The sequence below is a fragment of the Larkinella knui genome (assembly GCF_003858645.1).
In the GTDB taxonomy this organism is placed as follows: domain Bacteria; phylum Bacteroidota; class Bacteroidia; order Cytophagales; family Spirosomataceae; genus Larkinella; species Larkinella knui.
Genome location: NZ_RQJP01000003.1, coordinates 791,674 through 812,097, shown reverse-complemented (window position 1 = coordinate 812,097; position 20,424 = coordinate 791,674). Strand labels below are relative to the sequence as shown.

The 20,424-nt window shown below is 52.5% G+C and carries 13 protein-coding genes; all 13 read left to right on the top strand.

Annotation, left to right across the window (positions count from 1 at the left end):
* The first annotated feature begins 53 nt into the window (after positions 1-53).
* The 13 genes from EHT87_RS17365 to EHT87_RS17305 all read left to right on the top strand — a co-directional run bounded on the left by EHT87_RS17365 (position 54) and on the right by EHT87_RS17305 (position 20,412).
* Complete coding sequence (locus tag EHT87_RS17365; RefSeq protein ID WP_124907914.1) at positions 54-740, top strand: NUDIX hydrolase; 687 nt, start codon at positions 54-56, stop codon at positions 738-740.
* A gap of 235 nt (positions 741-975) precedes the next feature.
* Positions 976-2,307, top strand: coding sequence for a xylose isomerase (xylA, locus tag EHT87_RS17360; RefSeq protein ID WP_124907913.1), 1,332 nt, complete (start codon positions 976-978; stop codon positions 2,305-2,307).
* Positions 2,308-2,519: 212 nt separating this feature from the next.
* Positions 2,520-3,080, top strand: a complete 561-nt coding sequence (locus EHT87_RS17355) for an RNA polymerase sigma factor (protein ID WP_124907912.1) — start codon at positions 2,520-2,522, stop codon at positions 3,078-3,080.
* A gap of 84 nt (positions 3,081-3,164) precedes the next feature.
* Positions 3,165-4,238: a FecR family protein gene (locus tag EHT87_RS17350; protein WP_124907911.1), complete on the top strand. Its 1,074-nt coding sequence runs from the start codon at positions 3,165-3,167 to the stop codon at positions 4,236-4,238.
* Between the two features lie 244 nt (positions 4,239-4,482).
* Positions 4,483-7,947: a TonB-dependent receptor gene (locus EHT87_RS17345; protein ID WP_124907910.1), complete on the top strand. Its 3,465-nt coding sequence runs from the start codon at positions 4,483-4,485 to the stop codon at positions 7,945-7,947.
* A 14-nt stretch (positions 7,948-7,961) separates the two neighbouring features.
* The gene (locus EHT87_RS17340) at positions 7,962-9,776 is read left to right on the top strand and encodes a RagB/SusD family nutrient uptake outer membrane protein (protein WP_124907909.1); all 1,815 of its coding nucleotides are present in this window, start codon (positions 7,962-7,964) and stop codon (positions 9,774-9,776) included.
* 131 nt (positions 9,777-9,907) lie between these two features.
* Complete coding sequence (locus EHT87_RS17335) at positions 9,908-11,599, top strand: glycoside hydrolase family 43 protein (protein WP_124907908.1); 1,692 nt, start codon at positions 9,908-9,910, stop codon at positions 11,597-11,599.
* 109 nt (positions 11,600-11,708) lie between these two features.
* Entirely contained in the window at positions 11,709-13,928 is a 2,220-nt protein-coding gene (locus EHT87_RS17330; RefSeq protein ID WP_124908150.1) for a glycoside hydrolase family 127 protein, read from the top strand.
* Positions 13,929-13,945: 17 nt separating this feature from the next.
* Entirely contained in the window at positions 13,946-14,479 is a 534-nt protein-coding gene (locus tag EHT87_RS17325; protein WP_124907907.1) for a VOC family protein, read from the top strand.
* Between the two features lie 99 nt (positions 14,480-14,578).
* Complete coding sequence (locus tag EHT87_RS17320; RefSeq protein ID WP_124907906.1) at positions 14,579-16,162, top strand: glycoside hydrolase family 43 protein; 1,584 nt, start codon at positions 14,579-14,581, stop codon at positions 16,160-16,162.
* A gap of 10 nt (positions 16,163-16,172) precedes the next feature.
* On the top strand, positions 16,173-17,057 hold the full coding sequence (locus EHT87_RS17315; RefSeq protein WP_229321142.1) for a sialate O-acetylesterase: 885 nt from the start codon (positions 16,173-16,175) through the stop codon (positions 17,055-17,057).
* A gap of 69 nt (positions 17,058-17,126) precedes the next feature.
* Positions 17,127-19,217, top strand: coding sequence for an alpha-L-fucosidase (locus tag EHT87_RS17310; protein ID WP_124907905.1), 2,091 nt, complete (start codon positions 17,127-17,129; stop codon positions 19,215-19,217).
* A 34-nt stretch (positions 19,218-19,251) separates the two neighbouring features.
* Positions 19,252-20,412 (top strand): esterase, encoded by a 1,161-nt coding sequence (locus EHT87_RS17305; RefSeq protein WP_124907904.1) that lies wholly within the window; start codon positions 19,252-19,254, stop codon positions 20,410-20,412.
* Positions 20,413-20,424 lie beyond the last annotated feature (12 nt).

The window sequence follows — 20,424 nt, the reverse complement described above, 5'->3', positions numbered from 1 at the left end:
GCTTTATTAGTACATTCGCCCATTCGATGGAAATGTGATACTTAGTACAATTTATGTTAGATCAATACAAGCAGCAACATCCTTACCTGGTAGCGCTGGATTCCATAATTTTCGGTTTCGATGGAGATAGCCTGAAGGTGTTACTGGTGAAACGGGGCGTAGAGGAAAAAACCTGGTCGCTCATGGGAGGATGGCTACAACCCGATGAAAGTCTGGAGCAGGCGGCAAACCGCATTCTGTTTGATCTAACGGGATTGACCAACGTGTATCTGGAGCAATTGCACGCGTTTGGTAATCCGGATCGCGACCCGATCGTCCGGACGATTTCCGTTGCTTACTTTTCGCTTGTCAAAATAGCGGATTATGAGTCCAAAATCTCGGAAGCCTTTCAGGCACGCTGGTTCTCGATTTATGATTTGCCCCCTTTGCTTTTCGACCACGGCGATATGGTGGATCTGGCCATTAAAAGACTCCGATACAAAGCCGCCCAGCACGCGATCGGTTTTGAACTTCTGAATGAAAAATTTACCCTCCCCCAACTCAAAAAGCTCTACGACGCAATCTACAATACCGAATTTGATAAGCGAAACTTCAGCCGTAAAATCCTGTCGACCAACCTGTTAATCAAATTGACGGAAAAACAGAAGGGCTTTTCCAAACGGGGAGCCTTTTATTACAAAGTCGATGCCGATAAGTACCACCAGATTACCTATTCTTTTTTGAATTTTATCCCCAATTAATTGCAACTTCTTCTGTACGTATACCCGGTATAATCCTATTTTGCTTTGGGAAAAGAAAATTTTTTGCAAAAAAATTTAGTTGTCATATTGACAATTAAAAAATAAGCGTCAACTTTACAGTTAATAATAAGCGTCATTCTGACACTCGTAATGCGCCGGATTTTTTCAATCGAAAAAGGCCTTTCGACACGCTGAAAGTAACTGAATATTTAAACGCATAACTCGCTTACAACTTATGACAACACTTGCATTGGGCGAAAAGAAATACTTTACCGGTATTGATGCCATCGCCTACGAAGGCCCAACATCCAAAAATCCGCTGGCCTTCAAGTGGTATAACCCCGACCTGGTGATTGGCGGAAAAACGTTACGGGAGCAGTTGCGCTTTGCCGTCAGTTACTGGCACACCTTCACCGGAACGGGCGGTGATCCGTTTGGCCCCGGAACGCGCGTGTTTGACTGGGACAGGCACGAGGATGCCAATGTGCGGGCCCAAATGAAAATGGATGCGGCTTTTGAGTTCATCACCAAGCTGGGAGTGCCTTATTACTGCTTCCACGATATTGACCTGGTCGACGAGGCCCCGACGGTGCTGGAATACGAAAAACGGTTGCAGACCATTGTCGACTATGCCCAACTGAAACAGAAAGAAACCGGTGTCAAGCTGCTGTGGGGTACGGCGAATGTCTTCTCCAACCCCCGTTACATGAATGGAGCCGCAACCAATCCGGATTTTGCCGTACTGGCGTACGCGGGTACGCAGGTCAAAAACGCCATCGATGCCACCATTGCGCTGAATGGAGAAAATTACGTTTTCTGGGGCGGTCGGGAAGGCTATATGTCGCTGTTGAACACCAACATGAAACGGGAAATTGAGAACATGGCTCAATTTCTGACCAGTGCCCGTGATTATGCCCGCAAGCAGGGTTTCAAAGGAACCTTCTTCATTGAGCCGAAACCCATGGAGCCCACGAAGCACCAGTATGATTACGATGCCGCAACGGTAATCGGTTTTCTGCGTCAGTATGGCCTGGATAAAGATTTCAAACTGAACATCGAAGTCAACCATGCCACGCTGGCGGGTCATACGTTCGATCACGAATTGCAGGTGGCGGCTGATGCCGGTATGCTGGGGAGTATCGACGCCAACCGGGGTGACAACCAGAACGGCTGGGATACCGATCAATTCCCCATCAATCTTTACGAGCTGGTCGAAGCCGCATTAGTCATTCACCAGGCCGGGGGAATCAGGCCGGGAGGAATTAATTTCGATGCGAAAGTTCGGCGGACCTCAACCGATTGGGAGGATGTGTTCATTGCCCACATCAGCGGAATGGACGCTTTTGCCCGGGCCTTCATCGTGGCCGATGCCCTGCTGCGGGATTCGGATTACCTTAAATTCCGGACGGAGCGGTATGCCTCGTTTGATGCGGGATCCGGGAAGGCGTTCCGGGATGGTCAGCTGACGCTGGAAGACTTGCGCAGCTTCACCATCGAAAACGGGGAGCCGGCCGTGCGCAGCGGCAAACAGGAGTGGCTGGAAAGTTTGATCAATCAATATATCTAACCCCCGCCGGTTTTCTCCCGGATCGAACACGGGGTCCGGGAGAAAACCGGTTAAAAGTACACGTAGAATTCGCCTGTTTAAACTCAACTTTAGAAAACACGACGAACCCGAATAGCGCAATTGCCCGGCTATTGGGGTACAAGATGCCACGAACTAATTCCGACCACACTCATCCGCTTTTCGCTTTGTCAGGTTACATTCCAACAAGCTTTATGACTCCCCAAGCCCAGGACCAGGTATTATGGCACTTATTTCGTGAGGGAGAAAAACAGGCCTTAGGTCGATTGGTCGAGCGCTATTATCGCGTCCTGAAGCACTATGGGCTAAAGTTTATGGTGGACGAAGCGGTGGTTGAGGACTGTATCCAGGAACTGTTTTTGCAACTGTGGCAAAACCGCCTGCAGATCAATGAGACGGATTCGGTCAAGCACTATCTGCTGAAGGCCCTCCGTCACCACGTGCTGCAATACCTGCGGTCGCAAAAACGGCTGGTATTTGAAGAACTCGACTGGGATACCTCCGTGGCCGAGGATACGGACTCGGAAATGCTGATGATTCGCCAGGAATCATTATCGAGCATGATGCAACAGATCCGGACCCAGCTGGATTCCTTACCAACCCGTGAGCGGGAAGCCCTCTACCTGCGGTATTACGAGAACCTCTCCATTCCTGAAATTGCCGAAGTCATGCACGTAAACCGGCAATCGGTGTCTAATTTCTTACAGAAAGCACTCCACAAACTGCGTAGCCGCTGGCTGACTCCCATCGGGTAAGGAATTATCAAAAAAAATCGACTTGGGTAGGGTATAACCGGGTTGATTCTTCATACTATCAATAAAAATAAACGAAAAGTACCAATGAGCCTTCCTCCTGAAAATCTTTCGACTGTTGAAGGCTTTTTAGAAAACGATGCTTTTCGGATCTGGATCACGGAAAGGCGACCGGAAGATCGGGTATACTGGCAGGAATGGTTGATCCGGTATCCGGAGAAAAGGGAAATTTACGAGCAGGCTGTCGTAACCTTACTGGTTCTTCAGGGTAAAACCGTGAACCTCTCCGATCGTCAGGTAAAAGCCATATCGGAAGGCATTCTGGACGAACTGCCCGATGCTTTTCCCGTCATCAGACCACTGTCCCGATGGCACTGGGGGCGGTGGGTGGCCGCGGCTGCGGTCGTTGGCCTGCTGGTCTGCGGGTATTTCAATACGCTCGTGTCGAAGCGGCCCGGTGTTGCTGACGGGTCGAACGAACAGACGGCACGGACTGTAGCCTGGAAAGTTGTGAAAAACAGGACGGGGCAGCCTTTAGTGGTTTTGTTGCCGGATAATTCGTCGGTTCTGCTATCGGACGATAGTCAGCTGCGGTTTCGTAAACGAATGAACCAGGCGGTTCGGGAAGTTTATCTGCGGGGCGAAGGCTTTTTTGAGGTAACTAAAAATCCGGCCAGTCCTTTTATCATTTACACGTCCAATCTCACGACCAGGGTGCTGGGAACCAGCTTTCAGGTACGTTCTTTTGATCAGGAGAACACGGCTTTCGTGAAAGTGAAGACGGGCAAAGTAACGGTTACTCCGGTTCGTGCTCCGGACAAGTCGGTTTTGCTTACTGTAAATCAGGAGTTTCGGCTAAAAGCCCGAACCAGCCACTATGTCAGGCGCGACATCGTCGCTACCGAATCGGAACCTTCCGCGCTGATTCGCCAACAATTTGTTTTCAATTATACGCCGGTTCCTGAGGTGTTTGACCAGCTTGCCGAGAGTTATCATATGCCGATACGCTATGACCGGGAAGTACTGAAAGGGTGCACCTTCACCGGTCAGCTCAGTGATGCGCCGTTTCTTGAAAAAGTCCGGCTGATTTGCTTAACCATCGAGTCGACGTTTGAACTAGTTGACAACCAGGTCATCATTCGAAGTCGCGGTTGCCATTGATTCTTTATAAACTCTTAACAAGCCCTGTGTACGATGAACTAGAACGACGCTCTACCTACCGGAAAAAAGGCGATAGTGCTACCAACACCATCGCCCGTAAGCCCCCTTTTTTATGTGCCTTCAGAACGCATTCTCCTTATACTGAGGAGCTGGGGAATTTTTGTCATTTCTCTCATAGAAGAACAACAAAGTACGCAAACTTATGCATTCCTATTCAATTAACTGTAAGGGGTGGGTCAGGATTATGAAAATTTCGAGCCTTCAAATCTTGCTGGCGCTTTCCCTGGCGAACATAGCCTTTGCCATCAACGGCAAAGCCCAGGATATCCTCAACCGGCGCGTCACGCTTTCCGCCCAGAATCAAGATGTTGAGGTGATTATAAAACGGATTGAAGAACAGGCAAACGTTCAGTTTTTATTTAGCCGCGAGATCGTTCAATCCAAGCGAAAAATTTCGTATCAGGCTAAAAATGAACAGCTTCATCAGCTTCTGGAGCACATTCTGACGCCACTCAATTTGAGCTACGAGGTGGTCAACCAGCAGATTGTCATTAGAAGGGCCGCGGCTCCCCCGGTGCTTTCTCCGAACAGAACCTCCAGCGCCGTTGTCGATGAGCCGGCTCAGGACGTACAGATCACGGGCCGGGTTACGGGCGACAATGGAGAAGCTTTACCGGGCGTAACGATTCAGATCAAGTCGGCTACGCGGGGCACCACCACCGACGGAAATGGTGATTACCGGCTTTCGGTGCCCTCGGGCGCTGGCACGGTTCTCGTTTTTTCCTTCATTGGTTATGTTACCAAAGAAGTAGCCGTCGGAAACCAAACGGTCCTTAACGTCGCTTTAGCTACGGACAATAAAACGCTCGACGAGGTCGTCGTAGTAGGCTATGGTGTTCAACGGAAGCGCGATGTAACGGGCTCGGTGGTTTCGGTCAATGAAACGACCCTGAAAGAAGTTCCGGCACCGAACCTGGTCAATCAGCTGAAAGGGCGGGCTGCCGGGGTTTCCATCATCAGTAACGGCTCGACACCGGGTTCGCAGGGGCAAATCCGGATTCGCGGAAACCGCACGCTGACGACCAGCTCCGGATCGAGTGACGGACTGGATGGGCCGCTGGTCGTGGTCGATGGGATCCCCTTCGGTGGACTCAATGACATCAACCCCGATGATATTGCCAACCTCGAAATTTTGAAAGACGCTTCGGCAACGGCCATTTACGGGTCGAGAGGGTCGGGTGGGGTTATTCTGATCACGACCAAACGGGGTAAAATCGGAAAGCCCGTATTCAGTTACGATGGCTACCACGGGGTGACCAATATCATGGGCAAATTCAACGTCATGAATGGCCAGGAATATGCTCAGTTTAAAGACGATGCGACCAAATACAACCGCACCAGCCCCGGCACAACCGCCTACCCGCTTACCCAGAAAGAAAAAGATGCACTGGCCGCCGGTGTGTCGACCGATTGGCAGGATTTAATTTACCGACCCGGTTTCAACACCAACCACCAGTTGAGCATGGTTGGTGGTGTTGAAAATACGCAGTATTCGCTGGGTATGGGGTATTTCAATGAAACCGGTATTATTCCCAGCCAAAAGTTTGAGCGCTACACCATCCGGGCCACGATCGACCAGCGGATTGGCAAGCATGTCAAGATTGGTTTGAACACACTCAATACCCTTACCTATACGAATACACCGGGTGGGGGCGGTATTCCGGGCGGTTTGGTGCGGCAAACGCCACTGGCCGCGCCCTACAATGCCGACGGTTCGGTCAACCTGTTCCCCGCCGAAGGCTCCATCGATGCCGCCGGGGTCAGCCCGTTGACGATTCTGACCAAAAAAGATTCGTATTTGGGCCGTACGCGGGCCTTACGGACCTTCAATAGCATTTACGCCGAGGTAAATATTCTGCCTGGCCTGCGGTATCGGATGAATGCCGGGTTGAATTTCAGCCAGTCGAATTACAATGGCTATAACGGCCCGCTCACCTATTTTAACTCCGCCACGGTGCAGTCGTCGTCCAACGCCGAAATTAGTAATACCGAGTACTGGGACATCAACCTCCAGCACCTGCTGTATTATGACAAGACGTTTGGGAAGCATAAAATCGGCGTTACCGGGCTGTATGAAATCACGAAAAACCACTCCTTGGGCAGCCGGTTTACAATAACCGGGGTGCCGGCCGATTACATCAAGACGTCTAATTTCTCGCTGGCTTCCGGAACACCCGTTGCCAGTTCGGACTTTGGGAACTCCTTTTCCGAAACCGGTCTGCTGTCTTACATGGGTCGGGTCAACTATAGTTACAACGATCGCTACCTGTTGACCCTGACGCTGCGACGGGACGGTTCTTCAACCTTATCGCCCGGCAATCAGTACTTTAACTATCCGGCGGTTGGGGCAGGCTGGAATATTATCGAGGAAAACTTTATGAAAGCCGCCCCTTTCATTTCGAACCTGAAACTGCGGGGTAGCTGGGGGTTGTCCGGCAATCGAAACGTGGGTGCTTACGCCACACTGGGGGCGTTGTCGGCCGGTTATTATAACTTCGGTACGAGTACGGCCGGGCAGCAACTGGCCTATACGGTGACCAGTCTGCCAGCTACCGGTCTGGGTTGGCAGTCGACCTCGCAGGTGGATCTCGGGATTGACTTTGGCTTCCTCAATAACCGCATCACGGGTTCGGTCGATTGGTACCACCAAAAAACGAAGGACATTCTGCTGTCCGTTCCGCTGCCCCCCAGCAACGGCGCCGGTTCAACCCTGAAAAACCTGGGACGAACGGAAGGAAAGGGACTGGAAACCGCGCTGACGTTTGAAATTTTCAGAAAGCCGAAAGGCTTCAACTGGAGCGCCGATGTGACGTATTTCTTTAACCGCGAGAAAATTACGCAGCTGACCACGCCGACGGAGCTCTCCAATTTAGGAGCAGGCTGGTTTGTGGGACAACCGCTTTCGGTCATTTTCGATTACAAAAAAATCGGCATCTGGCAGACCGCGGATAAAGAAAACGGGACGCTGGCCAAACAAACCTCGCCCACGCAGTTTCCCGGCCAGATCCGGGTGGAAGATGTAAATGGCGATGGGAAGATCGATCCGGCTGACCGGCAGATTCTGGGTAATTTTCAGCCGAAATGGGAAGGCGGTATCACCAACCGCTTCAGCTTCAAAGACTTTGACCTGTCGATCGTCACCTTTGCCCGCATGGGAATGAAAGTGATCGTGCCGTATCTGACCGGTAATTCCACAGGTTCGGGCGGTTTTGCGTTCTACAACCAGGGCCGGGTTAATCAGGTAAAAACCGACTACTGGACCGAATCGAACCCAACCAACGCGTTCCCCGCACCGGATGCCGGTAGTGCGGTCGCCTATTTTGGCTCTACCTTAGGCTATTACGACGGTTCGTTCATTAAAGTCAGAAGTATCAACCTGGGCTATACCTTTTCCAGTCAGTTGATCCGGAAAGTCGGAATGACTTCGGCCCGGGTATATTTCAATGCCACCAATCCGCTGATCCTGTATTCGCCACTGGTTAAAGAGAACCTGGCCGTCGATCCGGAAGGAAACAGCTATGCCAGCGGCCAGTCGACCCTGAACCCGCAGGGAGCCAGCGAGCGCGGTACGCCGGAGCGTCAGATTTCTGTCAACCTCAACAACCCGCCCGTACGGCAATTTACGCTTGGGGTAAATTTTAAATTCTAATCCTGGATCGAACCATGAAAACTATAAAAGTCTGGTCCATCATTGGACTAACCGCCTTGCTCAACACGGGCTGCGAAAAAATACTGGAGGAGAAACCTCAATCACAAATTGTTCCTGCCTATTTCAACAGTCCGGCTGGCGTATTAGGCGGTATTGCCGGGGTCTACAACGACATCCGGGGCCAGTGGGGCACCGAAGGATTTACGGTAGAAATGCAGGCCGGAACCGATGAGTTCTTACAGGGAGCCAGCAGCGGTGGCGTGCCGCCCTACACGTATAATGGCTTGAACGGCAGCAACTTCGGCTCGGCCTGGGGCGTGGCCTTTCAGGACATCAACACGTTGAATGGGGTACTGAAATACGGCCAGACGACCGATCTGCCGGAGGCTACCCGCAAACAGTATCTGGCACAGGCCAAGTTCCTGCGGGCCTTCTGGTACTTTTATCTGGTGCAGACCTGGGGCGATGTGCCCCTCAGTACCGAATTTATTACGGTGCCTTCGCAGGCCGCTTCCCGCCAACCGGTTGCGCAGGTGTATGAGTTAATTATCAAGGACTTAACCGAAGCAGCCGCCGATTTGCCCAACCAGCCTACCTCTCCGTTTTTGGGGAAAGCCGCTACAAAACCGGTGGCGCAGTTGCTATTGGCCAAGGCCTATCTGACCCGGGGCTGGCTCAACAACACGGCCGCTGATTTTACGCAGTCCGCTACCATTTGTGCAGACATCATTGCCAACAAAGCCGCGTATGGGCTCGATCTCTGGCAGGATTATGGCGATGCATTTGTGCCCGCCAACGACTACGGCAAAGAAACCATGTTTGTCAGCGATCACATGCTCGACCCGAAATATGGCTATTACCAGGTTGGAGCGGCCGCCGGTGGGGGTGCCGCACAAAATCTGACGCCCTGGTTTACCAACTGGAATTACCCCAACAACAGCGGCATCAACTCTTACAAAAGTGCTGCGGGAGCCTACGTGAACAGCGGAACGTCGTTGATGATCCGGGATTCGCAATACGGACGTCCGTATACCCGGATGCGCCCGAATAGTTATAAATGGCCATCAGGCCCCAATGCCGGGAAGAATTACTTTCTGGATCAGGCGTTTACAAACCGGAATGTCGATTCGCGCTTTAGCAATTCATTTTACACGGTTTATATTTCCAATACCGCCGTTACCAACACGGCTACGGCCGCCAACAACAAGCGGGGCATCAGTTATACCACCGTCGTGGGGGCCGATACCGCCGTCTGGCTGCCCGACTTTGAGGTAGAAGGTGCCCCGCAGTTTGTGGGAACGCGGCCTTTTAAAGGGCTTGTTGTGCCGCCGAGCTTGTGGGATAACGGAATTTTTCCGGCTTTGAAGAAATTCATGGACCCCAGCCGGGGAGCCAACTTCAACGATCCGTCGACCCGCCCCTGTGTGCTCTACCGCTTTGCGGATGTATACCTGACGGGGGCCGAAGCCTACCTGAAAGCCGGTGATGCCACGAAGGCGGCTGCCCTGCTGAATACGGTTCGGCAACGGGCGGCTTACCGGAAAACCAACACGGCGGCTCAAAACGCGGCTGCCGCAACCGCCATGACCATTACACCGGCTGAGGTAACGGTTGACTTTATTCTGGACGAACGAACCCGCGAACTCTTTGGCGAATGGCAACGCTGGCATGATCTGGTCCGGACCCGTTCACTGGTACGACGCGTGAAGGCCTGGAATCCGGAAGCGGCTCCCAACATCCAGGATTTTCACATGCTGCGGCCCATTCCCCAGACCCAAATTGACCGGGTGGTTGAGGGTCCCAAGTTTCCTCAGAATCCCGGCTATTAATGGCAGTGATTAGGATTGTTAGGTGAAATGTGCAGACGTAAGAGGCATCCGGCTTCTTACGTCTCTTGACTTTACAAAGAGCTGCCCAATTCCAATTTTACAGTTTATTACGGATTGATTTTAAGCTTGTTATGAAAAACGTAAAAAGTTTTTGCGCAGCTATTCTGACCCCGATTGTTTTCCTGCTGAGTCATACCGCCTTCGCCCAGACGACCACACTGGTCAATCCCATTCTGACCGGTTTCTACCCCGATCCGAGTATCGTACAGGTTGGCACGGACTACTATCTGGTTACGTCGACGTTTTCGTATTTTCCCGGAATACCGGTTTTTCACAGCCAGGATTTGAAAAACTGGAAGCAGATCGGGAATGTCATCGACCGCCCTTCCCAAATGGATTTTATGGGTGAACGGCTGACGCGGGGTTTGTTTGCGCCTGCCATCAGTTATTCTAAAGGAACGTACTATCTCACCTGCACCGACATCGACCACGACGGGAACTTCGTGGTGACGGCCAAAAATCCCGCCGGACCCTGGAGCGATCCGGTTAAAATTCCATCGGTGAGGGGTATCGATCCATCGATCTACTTTGACGAAGAGGCTGGTAAAGCGTATATTCTTTACAATAGTGACGCGCCCGACCATAAACCCTTGTATTCGGGACACCGAACCATCCGGATGTATGAGTTTGACCCGGTTGGTCTAAAGGTGGTCGGTGAAGAAAAACAACTGGTCAATGGGGGGGTGGATCTTTCCAAAAAACCGGTCTGGATTGAAGCTCCCCACATCATGAAACGGAACGGCTGGTATTACCTCTATGCAGCCGAGGGCGGCACATCGGTCAATCACTCCGAAGTGATCCTGCGGAGTAAGGATGTCTGGGGACCGTATGTGCCTTTCGAGGGCAACCCGATCCTGACGCAGCGCGAATTGCCGGCCGACCGCAAAGACGCCATTACGTCGGCGGGTCATGGGCAGTTTGTGGATGGACCCGATGGCAAGATGTATTGCATTTTTCTGGCGGTCAGACCCTATGAAGGCGATTATTACAATACCGGTCGTGAAGTATTCATTGCGCCCGTGACCTGGACCAACGACTGGCCCATGATCGAGCACGGCGAGAAGGCTATCTCGTACACCTATCCGGTTAATTTTAAGGAAGTGAAACAGAAAGGCGCGTTGCCGCAGTCGGGAAACTTCGCCTACACGCTGACGTTTGACAAGGAACTGGACCCCGCGCTGCTGTTCATGCGTACCCACGATAAAAATTCGTACGCGCTGTCGAAAAAAGACGGGTTGACGCTGAAACTCAAGCCCGAAACCGTCATGGATCTGGGCAACCCGGCGTTCATCGGCAAACGCCAGCAGCACCTGTTCAGCACCGCCGAAACGGAGTTGACCTTTACGCCAGCATCAGAGAAAGAAAAAGCCGGTTTGGTGATTCTACAGGATGAAGGCCATTTCTATTTCCTGTGTAAATCGAAGTCGCAGGACAAAGACGTGCTGCAACTTTATAAAAGCAAACCGCGCTCCAAAGAGATGGAACTGCTGACTGAAGTACCGCTGGATGCCAGAACCGGCAAAGTCAGCCTGCGGATTGCTTCGAATGGCGATAGTTATGCGTTTCAGTATTCCACCGATTCGAAAAACTGGAAGCTGCTGAAAGACCAGGTAGACGGCAAATTCCTGAGTACCAAAGCCGCGGGCAGTTTTATCGGCTGCCTGTACGGTCTGTACGCGACGTCGTCGGGGGAAGCCAGCACCAATTCGGCTTCGTTCCGGTACCTGAAATACGCGGGAGATGACCCGGTGTTCAAAAAATAAACGGACAACGTTGGTTATCCGTGGCTCAAAAAATACAGCGTTAGCCTTGAAAACGAACGTATTTCAGATCATTTGCTTCGTTCTGCTCAGCTTCCCGGCCCGGGCGCAGATGCAGACCTTTTCCTTGCAGGAGGTGAAGCTAACCGGTGGGCCGTTCAAGAATGCGCAGGAGGTTGACCTCAGGTACATCCTGGCGCTGAACCCGGATAAACTCCTGGCTCCGTACTGGATCGATGCCGGTTTGCCGGTAAAAGCCCCCCGCTACGGCAACTGGGAAAGCGCGGGCCTGGATGGACACATCGGCGGGCATTACCTGTCGGCGCTGGCGATGATGTATGCCTCGACCGGGAATGCCGAACTCAAAAACCGGCTCACCTACATGGTCGACCAACTGGCTCGTTGTCAGGCCAAAAACGGCAATGGGTACGTGGGCGGTATTCCGCAGGGCAAGGTGTTCTGGGAGCGGATTCACAAAGGCGATATCGACGGCAGCAATTTTGGACTGAACAACACTTGGGTGCCGCTCTACAACATTCACAAGCTGTTTGCCGGCTTGCGCGATGCCTACGAGTATGCCGGCAATCAGCAGGCCAATCGGGTCTTGATCGGTTTGGGAGACTGGTTTATCGACTTGATCAAACCCTTGTCCGACGAGCAGATTCAGCAGGTTCTGCGCACCGAGCACGGCGGCATCAACGAAATCTTCGCCGATCTGTACATCCTGACCCGTGACAAAAAGTATCTCGAAACGGCCCAGCGGATTTCGCACCGGGCACTCCTGAATCCGTTACTGGCGAAACAGGATAAACTGACGGGATTACACGCCAACACGCAGATTCCGAAAGTGATCGGGTTCGAGAAAATTGCTACGTTAACGGGAAAAACCGACTGGTCGGAAGCCGCCCTGTATTTCTGGCAGAACGTATCGCAGACGCGGAGTGTGGCTTTTGGCGGCAACAGCGTGCGCGAGCATTTCAATCCGACCACCGATTTTAGTCAGGTGCTGCAATCCAATCAGGGACCGGAAACCTGTAATTCGTTCAACATGCTGCGCCTGAGCAAAGCCCTGTTTCTGGATAAGAACGACGTGAGCTACCTGGACTTTTACGAACGAACGCTCTACAACCATATCCTGTCGAGCCAGCATCCGGAAAAAGGCGGTTTCGTTTATTTTACGCCCATTCGGCCCAACCACTACCGGGTGTATTCGCAGCCCGAAACCAGCATGTGGTGCTGCGTGGGGTCGGGCCTGGAAAATCACACCAAATACGGCGAGCTGATTTACAGCCATTCGGCCAGCGACCTGTTTGTCAACCTGTTCATTCCGTCGACGGTCGACTGGACCGCTAAAAAGATCAGGCTTACCCAGCGCACGGAGTTTCCGTACCAAAATGGGTCGGAACTGGTTGTGGAAACCGCAAAACCGCAGGATTTTTCGTTACAGATCCGCTATCCGAAATGGGCCGAAAACCTCGACGTTCGGGTGAATGGGAAGGTTCAGCCGGTCGATGGAAAACCGTCGGGCTATGTCGCCATTCGTCGGACGTGGAAATCGGGCGATATCGTAACCGTTCGTTTCAAAACCGCCACGCGCCTGGAGTATTTACCCGACGGCTCGAACTGGGCGGCTTTTGTCAATGGCCCGATTGTGCTGGCCGCTAAAACCTCGACCGAAGACCTGAAAGGGCTTTTTGCCGACGATAGCCGGATGGGGCACGAAACGAAAGGCCGACTGTACCCAATCACCAGCGCCTACGCGCTGGTGGGTGACCCGGCAACGTATCTGACCCGGCTTAAACCGGCTGAAAACCTGCGGTTTAGCCTGGACTCGTTGACGCTGCAACCGTTTTACGAAGTGCACGATGCCCGCTATCAGATGTACTTTCAGACCTTTTCCAAAGCGGCTTTCGACGAGCAGAAAGCCCGGTTGAAGCAGCAGGAAGCCGAGGCTCTGGCCCTCGACGCCAGCACGGTCGACAAGGTAAATTGTGGAGAACAGCAACCCGAAGTCGATCATGGATACAAAGGCGAAAAGAGCGATTCCGGCTATGATGATGAGCGGTTCTGGCGACGTACCCGTTCCTTTATCGCTTACCAGTTTCAAAACCAAAACCGGGCGGGTAAGTACATCGATGTCCGCGCTTTAGACACTATCAAGCCGGAACAGGTAAGCTTTCTGATTAATGATAAACCCGCCGAAATTCTTTCTGCCGATGGGAAGTTACTCCGGTTGAAAGCGGACGGTACCGAGGTGATCACCTTAAAAATCGTTGCGCAAAATGGGAAAAGTACACCGCGCTTTAATGAAGTCAGACTCGTAGTACGCTAATAACCTTTTTTTTCGATATGGATAAAAGAATAATGACGATCTGTAAATGTGTTAAACTAACGCTATTGGTGTTTGGGGGCGTACTGAGTTCTATGGCGCAGTCCAATTTCAGCAGCAAGGTCATTGGCGTAGGGGTCGTGGTTGCCGACCTCGAACGCTCGCTGGACTTTTACGTCAACGGAGTCGGTATGGTCAAAACCGGAAGTTTTACCATCAATGAAGACTTCGGTAAACGGTCCGGCCTGACCAATGGCGTACCGGTTTCCGTCACTATTTTGAAGCTCGAAAACAGCCCCGACGCCACCGATTGGAAGTTGATGAGCTTCGGCAAAAAAGCGACACATCCACAACAGAAGAACATCCAGGACGACACCGGTATGCAGTACATCACCCTTCAGGTAAAAGCCCTGAAGCCCATCATCGACCGGCTGACGCAAATGAAAGTTCCTTTCCTGGGCAGTACGCCGACGCCCTTGAATGCAAAATCACACTTTGTATTCGTGCAGGACCCCGACGGGACTTTTGTGGAACTGATTGGGCCATTGGAATAATATACGCAGACACTTGAAGAAAGACAGGAGACAAGAGAATGCGATCTTATTCCTTTTCTTTCTTGTCCGACGGTCGGATATGGCATTAAAACTTTTTGCATGAAAAAGCTTCTTGTTCGGTCGGGGTTGGTGATGGCGGTTCTGCTGGTTCCGGTTTTGGCGCTGAACGCGCAAACCGCCCGGAACCCGATCCTCTTTGCCGATGTGCCGGATATGGCCATGATTCGCGTGGGCAAAACCTATTACATGAGCAGCACCACCATGCACCTGAGTCCGGGTTTACCGATTATGAAATCGAACGATCTGGTCAACTGGGCGTTGGTGGGTTACGCGTATGACACGCTGGCGAATGTGGATGCCCTAAATCTTACCAACGGCAAAAGCACCTACGGTCGGGGTTCGTGGGCCAGTAGTCTGCGGTATCACAACGGCACCTACTACGTGACCACCTTTGCCCAGACCACGGGCAAAACGTATGTTTTTACCACCAAAGACATTGAAAAAGGCCCCTGGAAAGAAGCCTCGTTTAAACCTTCCTACCACGACCACAGCCTGTTTTTCGACGATGACGGGCGGGTATATATGATCTACGGCGCGGGCAAACTCCGGTTGGTCGAACTGACCGCCGATGCCTCCGGCATAAAACCCGGAACGACCGAACAGGTCCTTATCGAAAACGCCAGTACGCCCTCCGGCACGGGCGGTGGTTTGCCCGCCGAAGGATCGCAACTGTTCAAGGTGAAGGATAAATACTACCTGTTTAACATTACCTGGCCGAAGGGCGGTATGCGGACGGTCGTGATTCACCGCGCCGACAAGATTACGGGTCCGTGGGAAGGCCGGATCGGTTTTCAGGATCTGGGCGTGGCGCAGGGTGGCCTGATCGATACGCCGGATGGGAACTGGTACGCCTATCTGTTCCGGGATTTTGGCGGAGTCGGGCGCATTCCGTACCTGATTCCGGTGACGTGGGAAGACGGCTGGCCGGTTCTGGGCGTTAACGGAAAAGCACCTGAAACCCTCGATTTGCCAGCCAGTAAAGGTCTGATCCCCGGCATTGTGGCTTCGGACGAATTCACACGCAAGAAAGGAGAGTCGGCGCTGCCGCTGGTCTGGCAGTGGAACCACAATCCGGACAACCAGCTCTGGTCCGTTCAGGAGCGCAAAGGGTATCTGCGGCTGAAAACCGGACGGATCGACACCTCATTCGTTATGGCCCGCAATACGCTGACCCAGCGAACCATCGGCCCGGAATCGTCGGGGTCTACGGCCCTCGATGTTGCCAATTTGAAGGAAGGCGATTTGGCGGGCCTGAGCCTCTTGCAGAAAAACTACGGTCTGGTGGGTGTAAAACGGGAAAACGGGCAGAATTTTATCGTTATGGTGAGTGCGGCATCGGGAAAACCGCTTGAAATTCAGCGTATTCCGCTGGCGCAAAAAACCGTTTATTTAAAAGCCGAGTGCAATTTTAAAGACCGGGCCGACACCGCTCGTTTCTTTTACTGTCTGGACGGGAAATCCTGGAAGCCCATTGGCGAACCCCTGAAAATGCCGTATACCATCCCGCATTTCATGGGATACCGGTTCGGACTGTTCAATTACGCAACGCAGCAGCCGGGCGGTTTTGCGGATTTCGATTATTTCCGGATCACCGCCAGTCGTGCAGAATCAGCCCAACCTTAACACCAGATCCATGGTTTCGACAAACGTTTGCTTCCGCAAGAAAAAACGCTTTTCTGCCGTCACGCTTCTGCTTGGCTTCCTGCTGTGGGGCCTGAACGCTTCGGCGCAGGACAAAAATTTTTACATTTTTCTCTGTTTGGGGCAATCCAATATGGAGGGGAACGCCAAAATCGAACCGCAGGATACGGTCAATGTGAACCGCCGTTTTCAGGTCATGGAAGCCGTCGACTGTCCCGCGCGCAACCGAACCAAAGGAAACTGGTATACCGCCGTTCCGCCCTTGTGCCGGTGCCGGACCGGTTTGACACCCGCCGATTATTTCGGTCGGGAACTCATCGCCAATCTTCCCGAAAAAGTCCGGGTGGGCGTCATCAATGTGGCCGTCGGTGGGTGCAAAATCGAGCTGTTCGACAAAGACCAGTACGAGTCATACGTCACGACAGTGCCGGGCTGGATGAAAAATTTCATCAAAGAATATGACGGAAATCCCTACGCCCGGCTGGTCGAGATGGCGAAACTGGCGCAGAAAGACGGCGTCATCAAGGGCATTCTGCTGCATCAGGGCGAATCGAACACCAACGATACGCTGTGGACAAAAAAGGTGAAGGTGGTCTACGATAACCTGATGCACGACCTGAATCTGAAACCCAAAAAAGTGCCGTTGCTGGCTGGCGAAACCGTGAATGCGGATCAGGGCGGTATTTGCGCGAGTATGAACAAAATCATTGCGACGTTGCCCCAAACCATCAAGAATGCCCACGTCATTTCATCGGCCGGATGTAGCGATTCGGCTGATAATCTGCACTTTGATGCGGCCGGTTACCGGGAGTTAGGAAAACGGTATGCCGCTCAGATGCTGTCGATATTGGGCGTCAGAACACCCGCCGTGGAGTAATAACCGGAGCTATTTTGCTTCGTTGTTGCGCTACTACTGGTCAAAACGGCCATTACCCATTTTAAACAAATGATGCCAACGTATTTTGTCTTAGGATTGATCCTGAACCTGATGATTCAGTCTGCGGGATGGTCACAAACGAACCCGCCCCAACCCGTTGGCCCGGTTCCCAGCGAAAACCAGTTGCGTTGGCAAAAAATGGAATACTATGCGTTCATCCATTTTTCGATCAACACGTATACCGATATGGCCTGGGGCCTGGGCAACGAAGACCCCAAGTTGTTTAACCCGACCAAACTGGATTGCCGGCAGTGGGCCAGGATCTGTAAAGAAGCCGGTATGAAAGGCATCATTTTTACGGCCAAACACCACAGCGGTTTTTGCCTCTGGCCTTCCAAATACACCGACTATTCCGTGAAAAATGTGCCCTGGCGGAACGGGAAAGCCGATATTGTGCGGGAACTGTCCGATGCCTGCAAGGAATACGGGTTGAAATTCGGGGTGTATCTGTCGCCCTGGGACCGCAACCATGCCGACTATGGCAAGCCCGAATACATCACCTACTTCCGCAACCAGTTGCAGGAACTGCTGACTAACTACGGGGACATTTTTGAAGTCTGGTTCGATGGCGCCAACGGCGGTTCCGGTTATTACGGTGGCGCGAATGAAACCCGTAAAATCGATTCCAAAACGTATTACGACTGGCCGAATACCTACAAACTGGTGCGCAAACTCCAGCCCAACATCGTCATCTGGAACGACGGGGGCGACCGGGCCGACCTGCGCTGGGTGGGCACCGAAGCCGGGTATGTGGGCGAAACCAACTGGAGTTTACTGAATGCCACCGGCGACGTACCGGAACAAATGCTGCGCCACGGCGTCGAGAATGGGGATACGTGGGTGCCGGGCGAAGTAAACACGTCCATCCGGCCCGAATGGTTTTACCACGAGCGGGAAGACCGCAAGGTAAAGACGTTGCCCCAACTGATGGATCTTTATTACAACTCCATCGGTCGAAACGGGACGCTGCTGCTCAATTTTCCGATTATGCCCAATGGCCTGATTCATGAGAAAGACGAAAAAGCCGTCCAGGAATTTGCCAAAGCCACCAAAGAAGCTTTTGCCGTCAATCTGGCTAAAAATGCGCGGGCCACGGCTTCTCACGAACGAGGCAAAAATGCGGCTTACGATGCCCGTAAAGCCATCGATGCCGATCCGGAAAGCTATTGGGCCACGGACGATGCCGTTCGGAACGCATCGCTGACGCTCCGGTTTGTGAAACCCACGGCGTTCAACCGGTTTCTGGTGCAGGAACCCATCCGGTTGGGGCAGCGGGTCAAGTCGTTTACCGTCGAAGCGTTTGTCGACGGGAACTGGAAAGAAATTGCCAGACAAACGACCATCGGGTATAAACGGATTCTCCGGTTTCCGACGGTGGAAGCCACGCAACTGCGGCTGACGATTCTGGATACTAAAGGGCCCCCGTTGATTTCCAACCTGGCGGTTTACAAAGCCCCGCTGATTTTAACGCCCCCCGTCGTCATGCGTGACCAGGCGGGTGAAATTCACATCCAACCGGGCGATACCGAATCCGAACTGTATTACACCCTTGATGGAAGCACACCCACCGCAAAGACGAATCGCTACACGGCTCCCGTGAAAACCGGCACCGGCAAAGTAGATCTCAAGGCGATTGCGTACAATCCGTCTACGAAACAAAGCAGCATCGTCAGCGAAGAAAAATTCGACGTCGCCCGCACCGCCTGGAAAATCCTGAGTGCGGATGCCAAACCGGCGTATCAGGTTTTGGATGGCAATCCCAACACCTCCTGGCGTCAGAACAAAAGTCAGCCCATGCCGGCGGACCTGGTTATTGATCTGGGCAAGGAAGAAACGCTGACCGGTTTCCGGTATCTTCCCGCCCAGAACTGGTGGGAAGAGTCCAGCATCATTACGCACTATCAGTTTGAGGTGTCAGCCGATAAGACCAACTGGAAAACCGTCAGCGAAGGGGAGTTTCCGAACATTAAAAACAGTCCGGTCTGGCAAACCAAATCGTTTGGGCCCACTAAGGCCCGCTACATCAAATTGCGGGCTTTGAAAAATACGCAGGAAGGTTCGGCATCGGGTTACGCCGAAATTGACATTATCACCCCATAAAATCAATGAGATTCCCTCTAAACCTTAACGAGTTATGAATCAACAAACAACCGGCCGCTTTTGGCTTCTGTGGGCGATACTCTGCCTGTGCAACACCGCAATCGCCCAGCCGCCACGGGGACCGCTGGTGGTATCGCCCCAGGTGAACACCGACAAAACCGTTACGTTTCGCTATTTGGCTCCAACGGCCAAAGCGGTCAAGTTAAGCGCGCAGTTTTTAAAAGCGCCCATCGAAATGAGCAAAGATGCGCAGGGCATTTGGAGCGTAACCACGGAGCCCGTCAAACCGGATATTTACCCGTATAGTTTTCAGGTGGATGGCGTTACGGTGATGGACCCGGCCAACGTCGCGTTTTTTCCGAATGAGCGGTTTAAAGCCAGTCTGGTCGATGTGCCCGGCGATACGCCGTTGATTCATGCCATGCGGGATGTGCCGCACGGCTCGATCAACTACGAATACTATCCGTCGCTGGACGGGACAACCGGCTCGCTGGTGGTGTATACGCCACCGGGTTACGACCAGAATCCCGCAAAAAAATACCCGGTTTTTTACCTCATCAGCGGCACCACCGATACGGAAGAGACTTTCTTTAAAGTCGGAAAAACCAACCTGATTCTGGATAATCTGATCGCGGAAGGAAAGGCCAAACCGATGATTGTCGTCATGCCGTACGGCAACATCGCGGCCCGGATCGCCGAGCAGAAAGGGGGCGCCAAACCCGCCGATCCGACGGTTCGGGATGGAGCCGATGCGATCAAACGGGCCAACGATTTTGCGACGGATCTAGTGAGTAAGGTCATTCCGTACATCGAGAAAAACTACCGGGCAGTGGCCAATCGGGAAAGCCGGGCCATTGGCGGTTTTTCGCGCGGAGGTGGGCAAACGCTCCGTACGGCTTTTGGCAACCTGGACAAATTTGCGTGGGTGTGCAGCTACAGTTCGTACCTGTCGCCCGCCGAAATGGACCAGAACTTCCCGCAAATCGGCGGCAATCCGCAAAATACCAACAAGCAATTGAAACTGTTCTGGGTGAGCGTGGGTAGCGACGATTTTCTATACAAAGGAACCGTCGAATTTATGGACTACCTGAAGGCGAAAAACGTGGTTTTCAAAAGCCTGATTACCGACGGCGGTCATACCTGGATGAACGTCAAGAAGTACGTTGCCGAAACCACGCCTTTGCTTTTTCAATAAGACCAGCCCGAC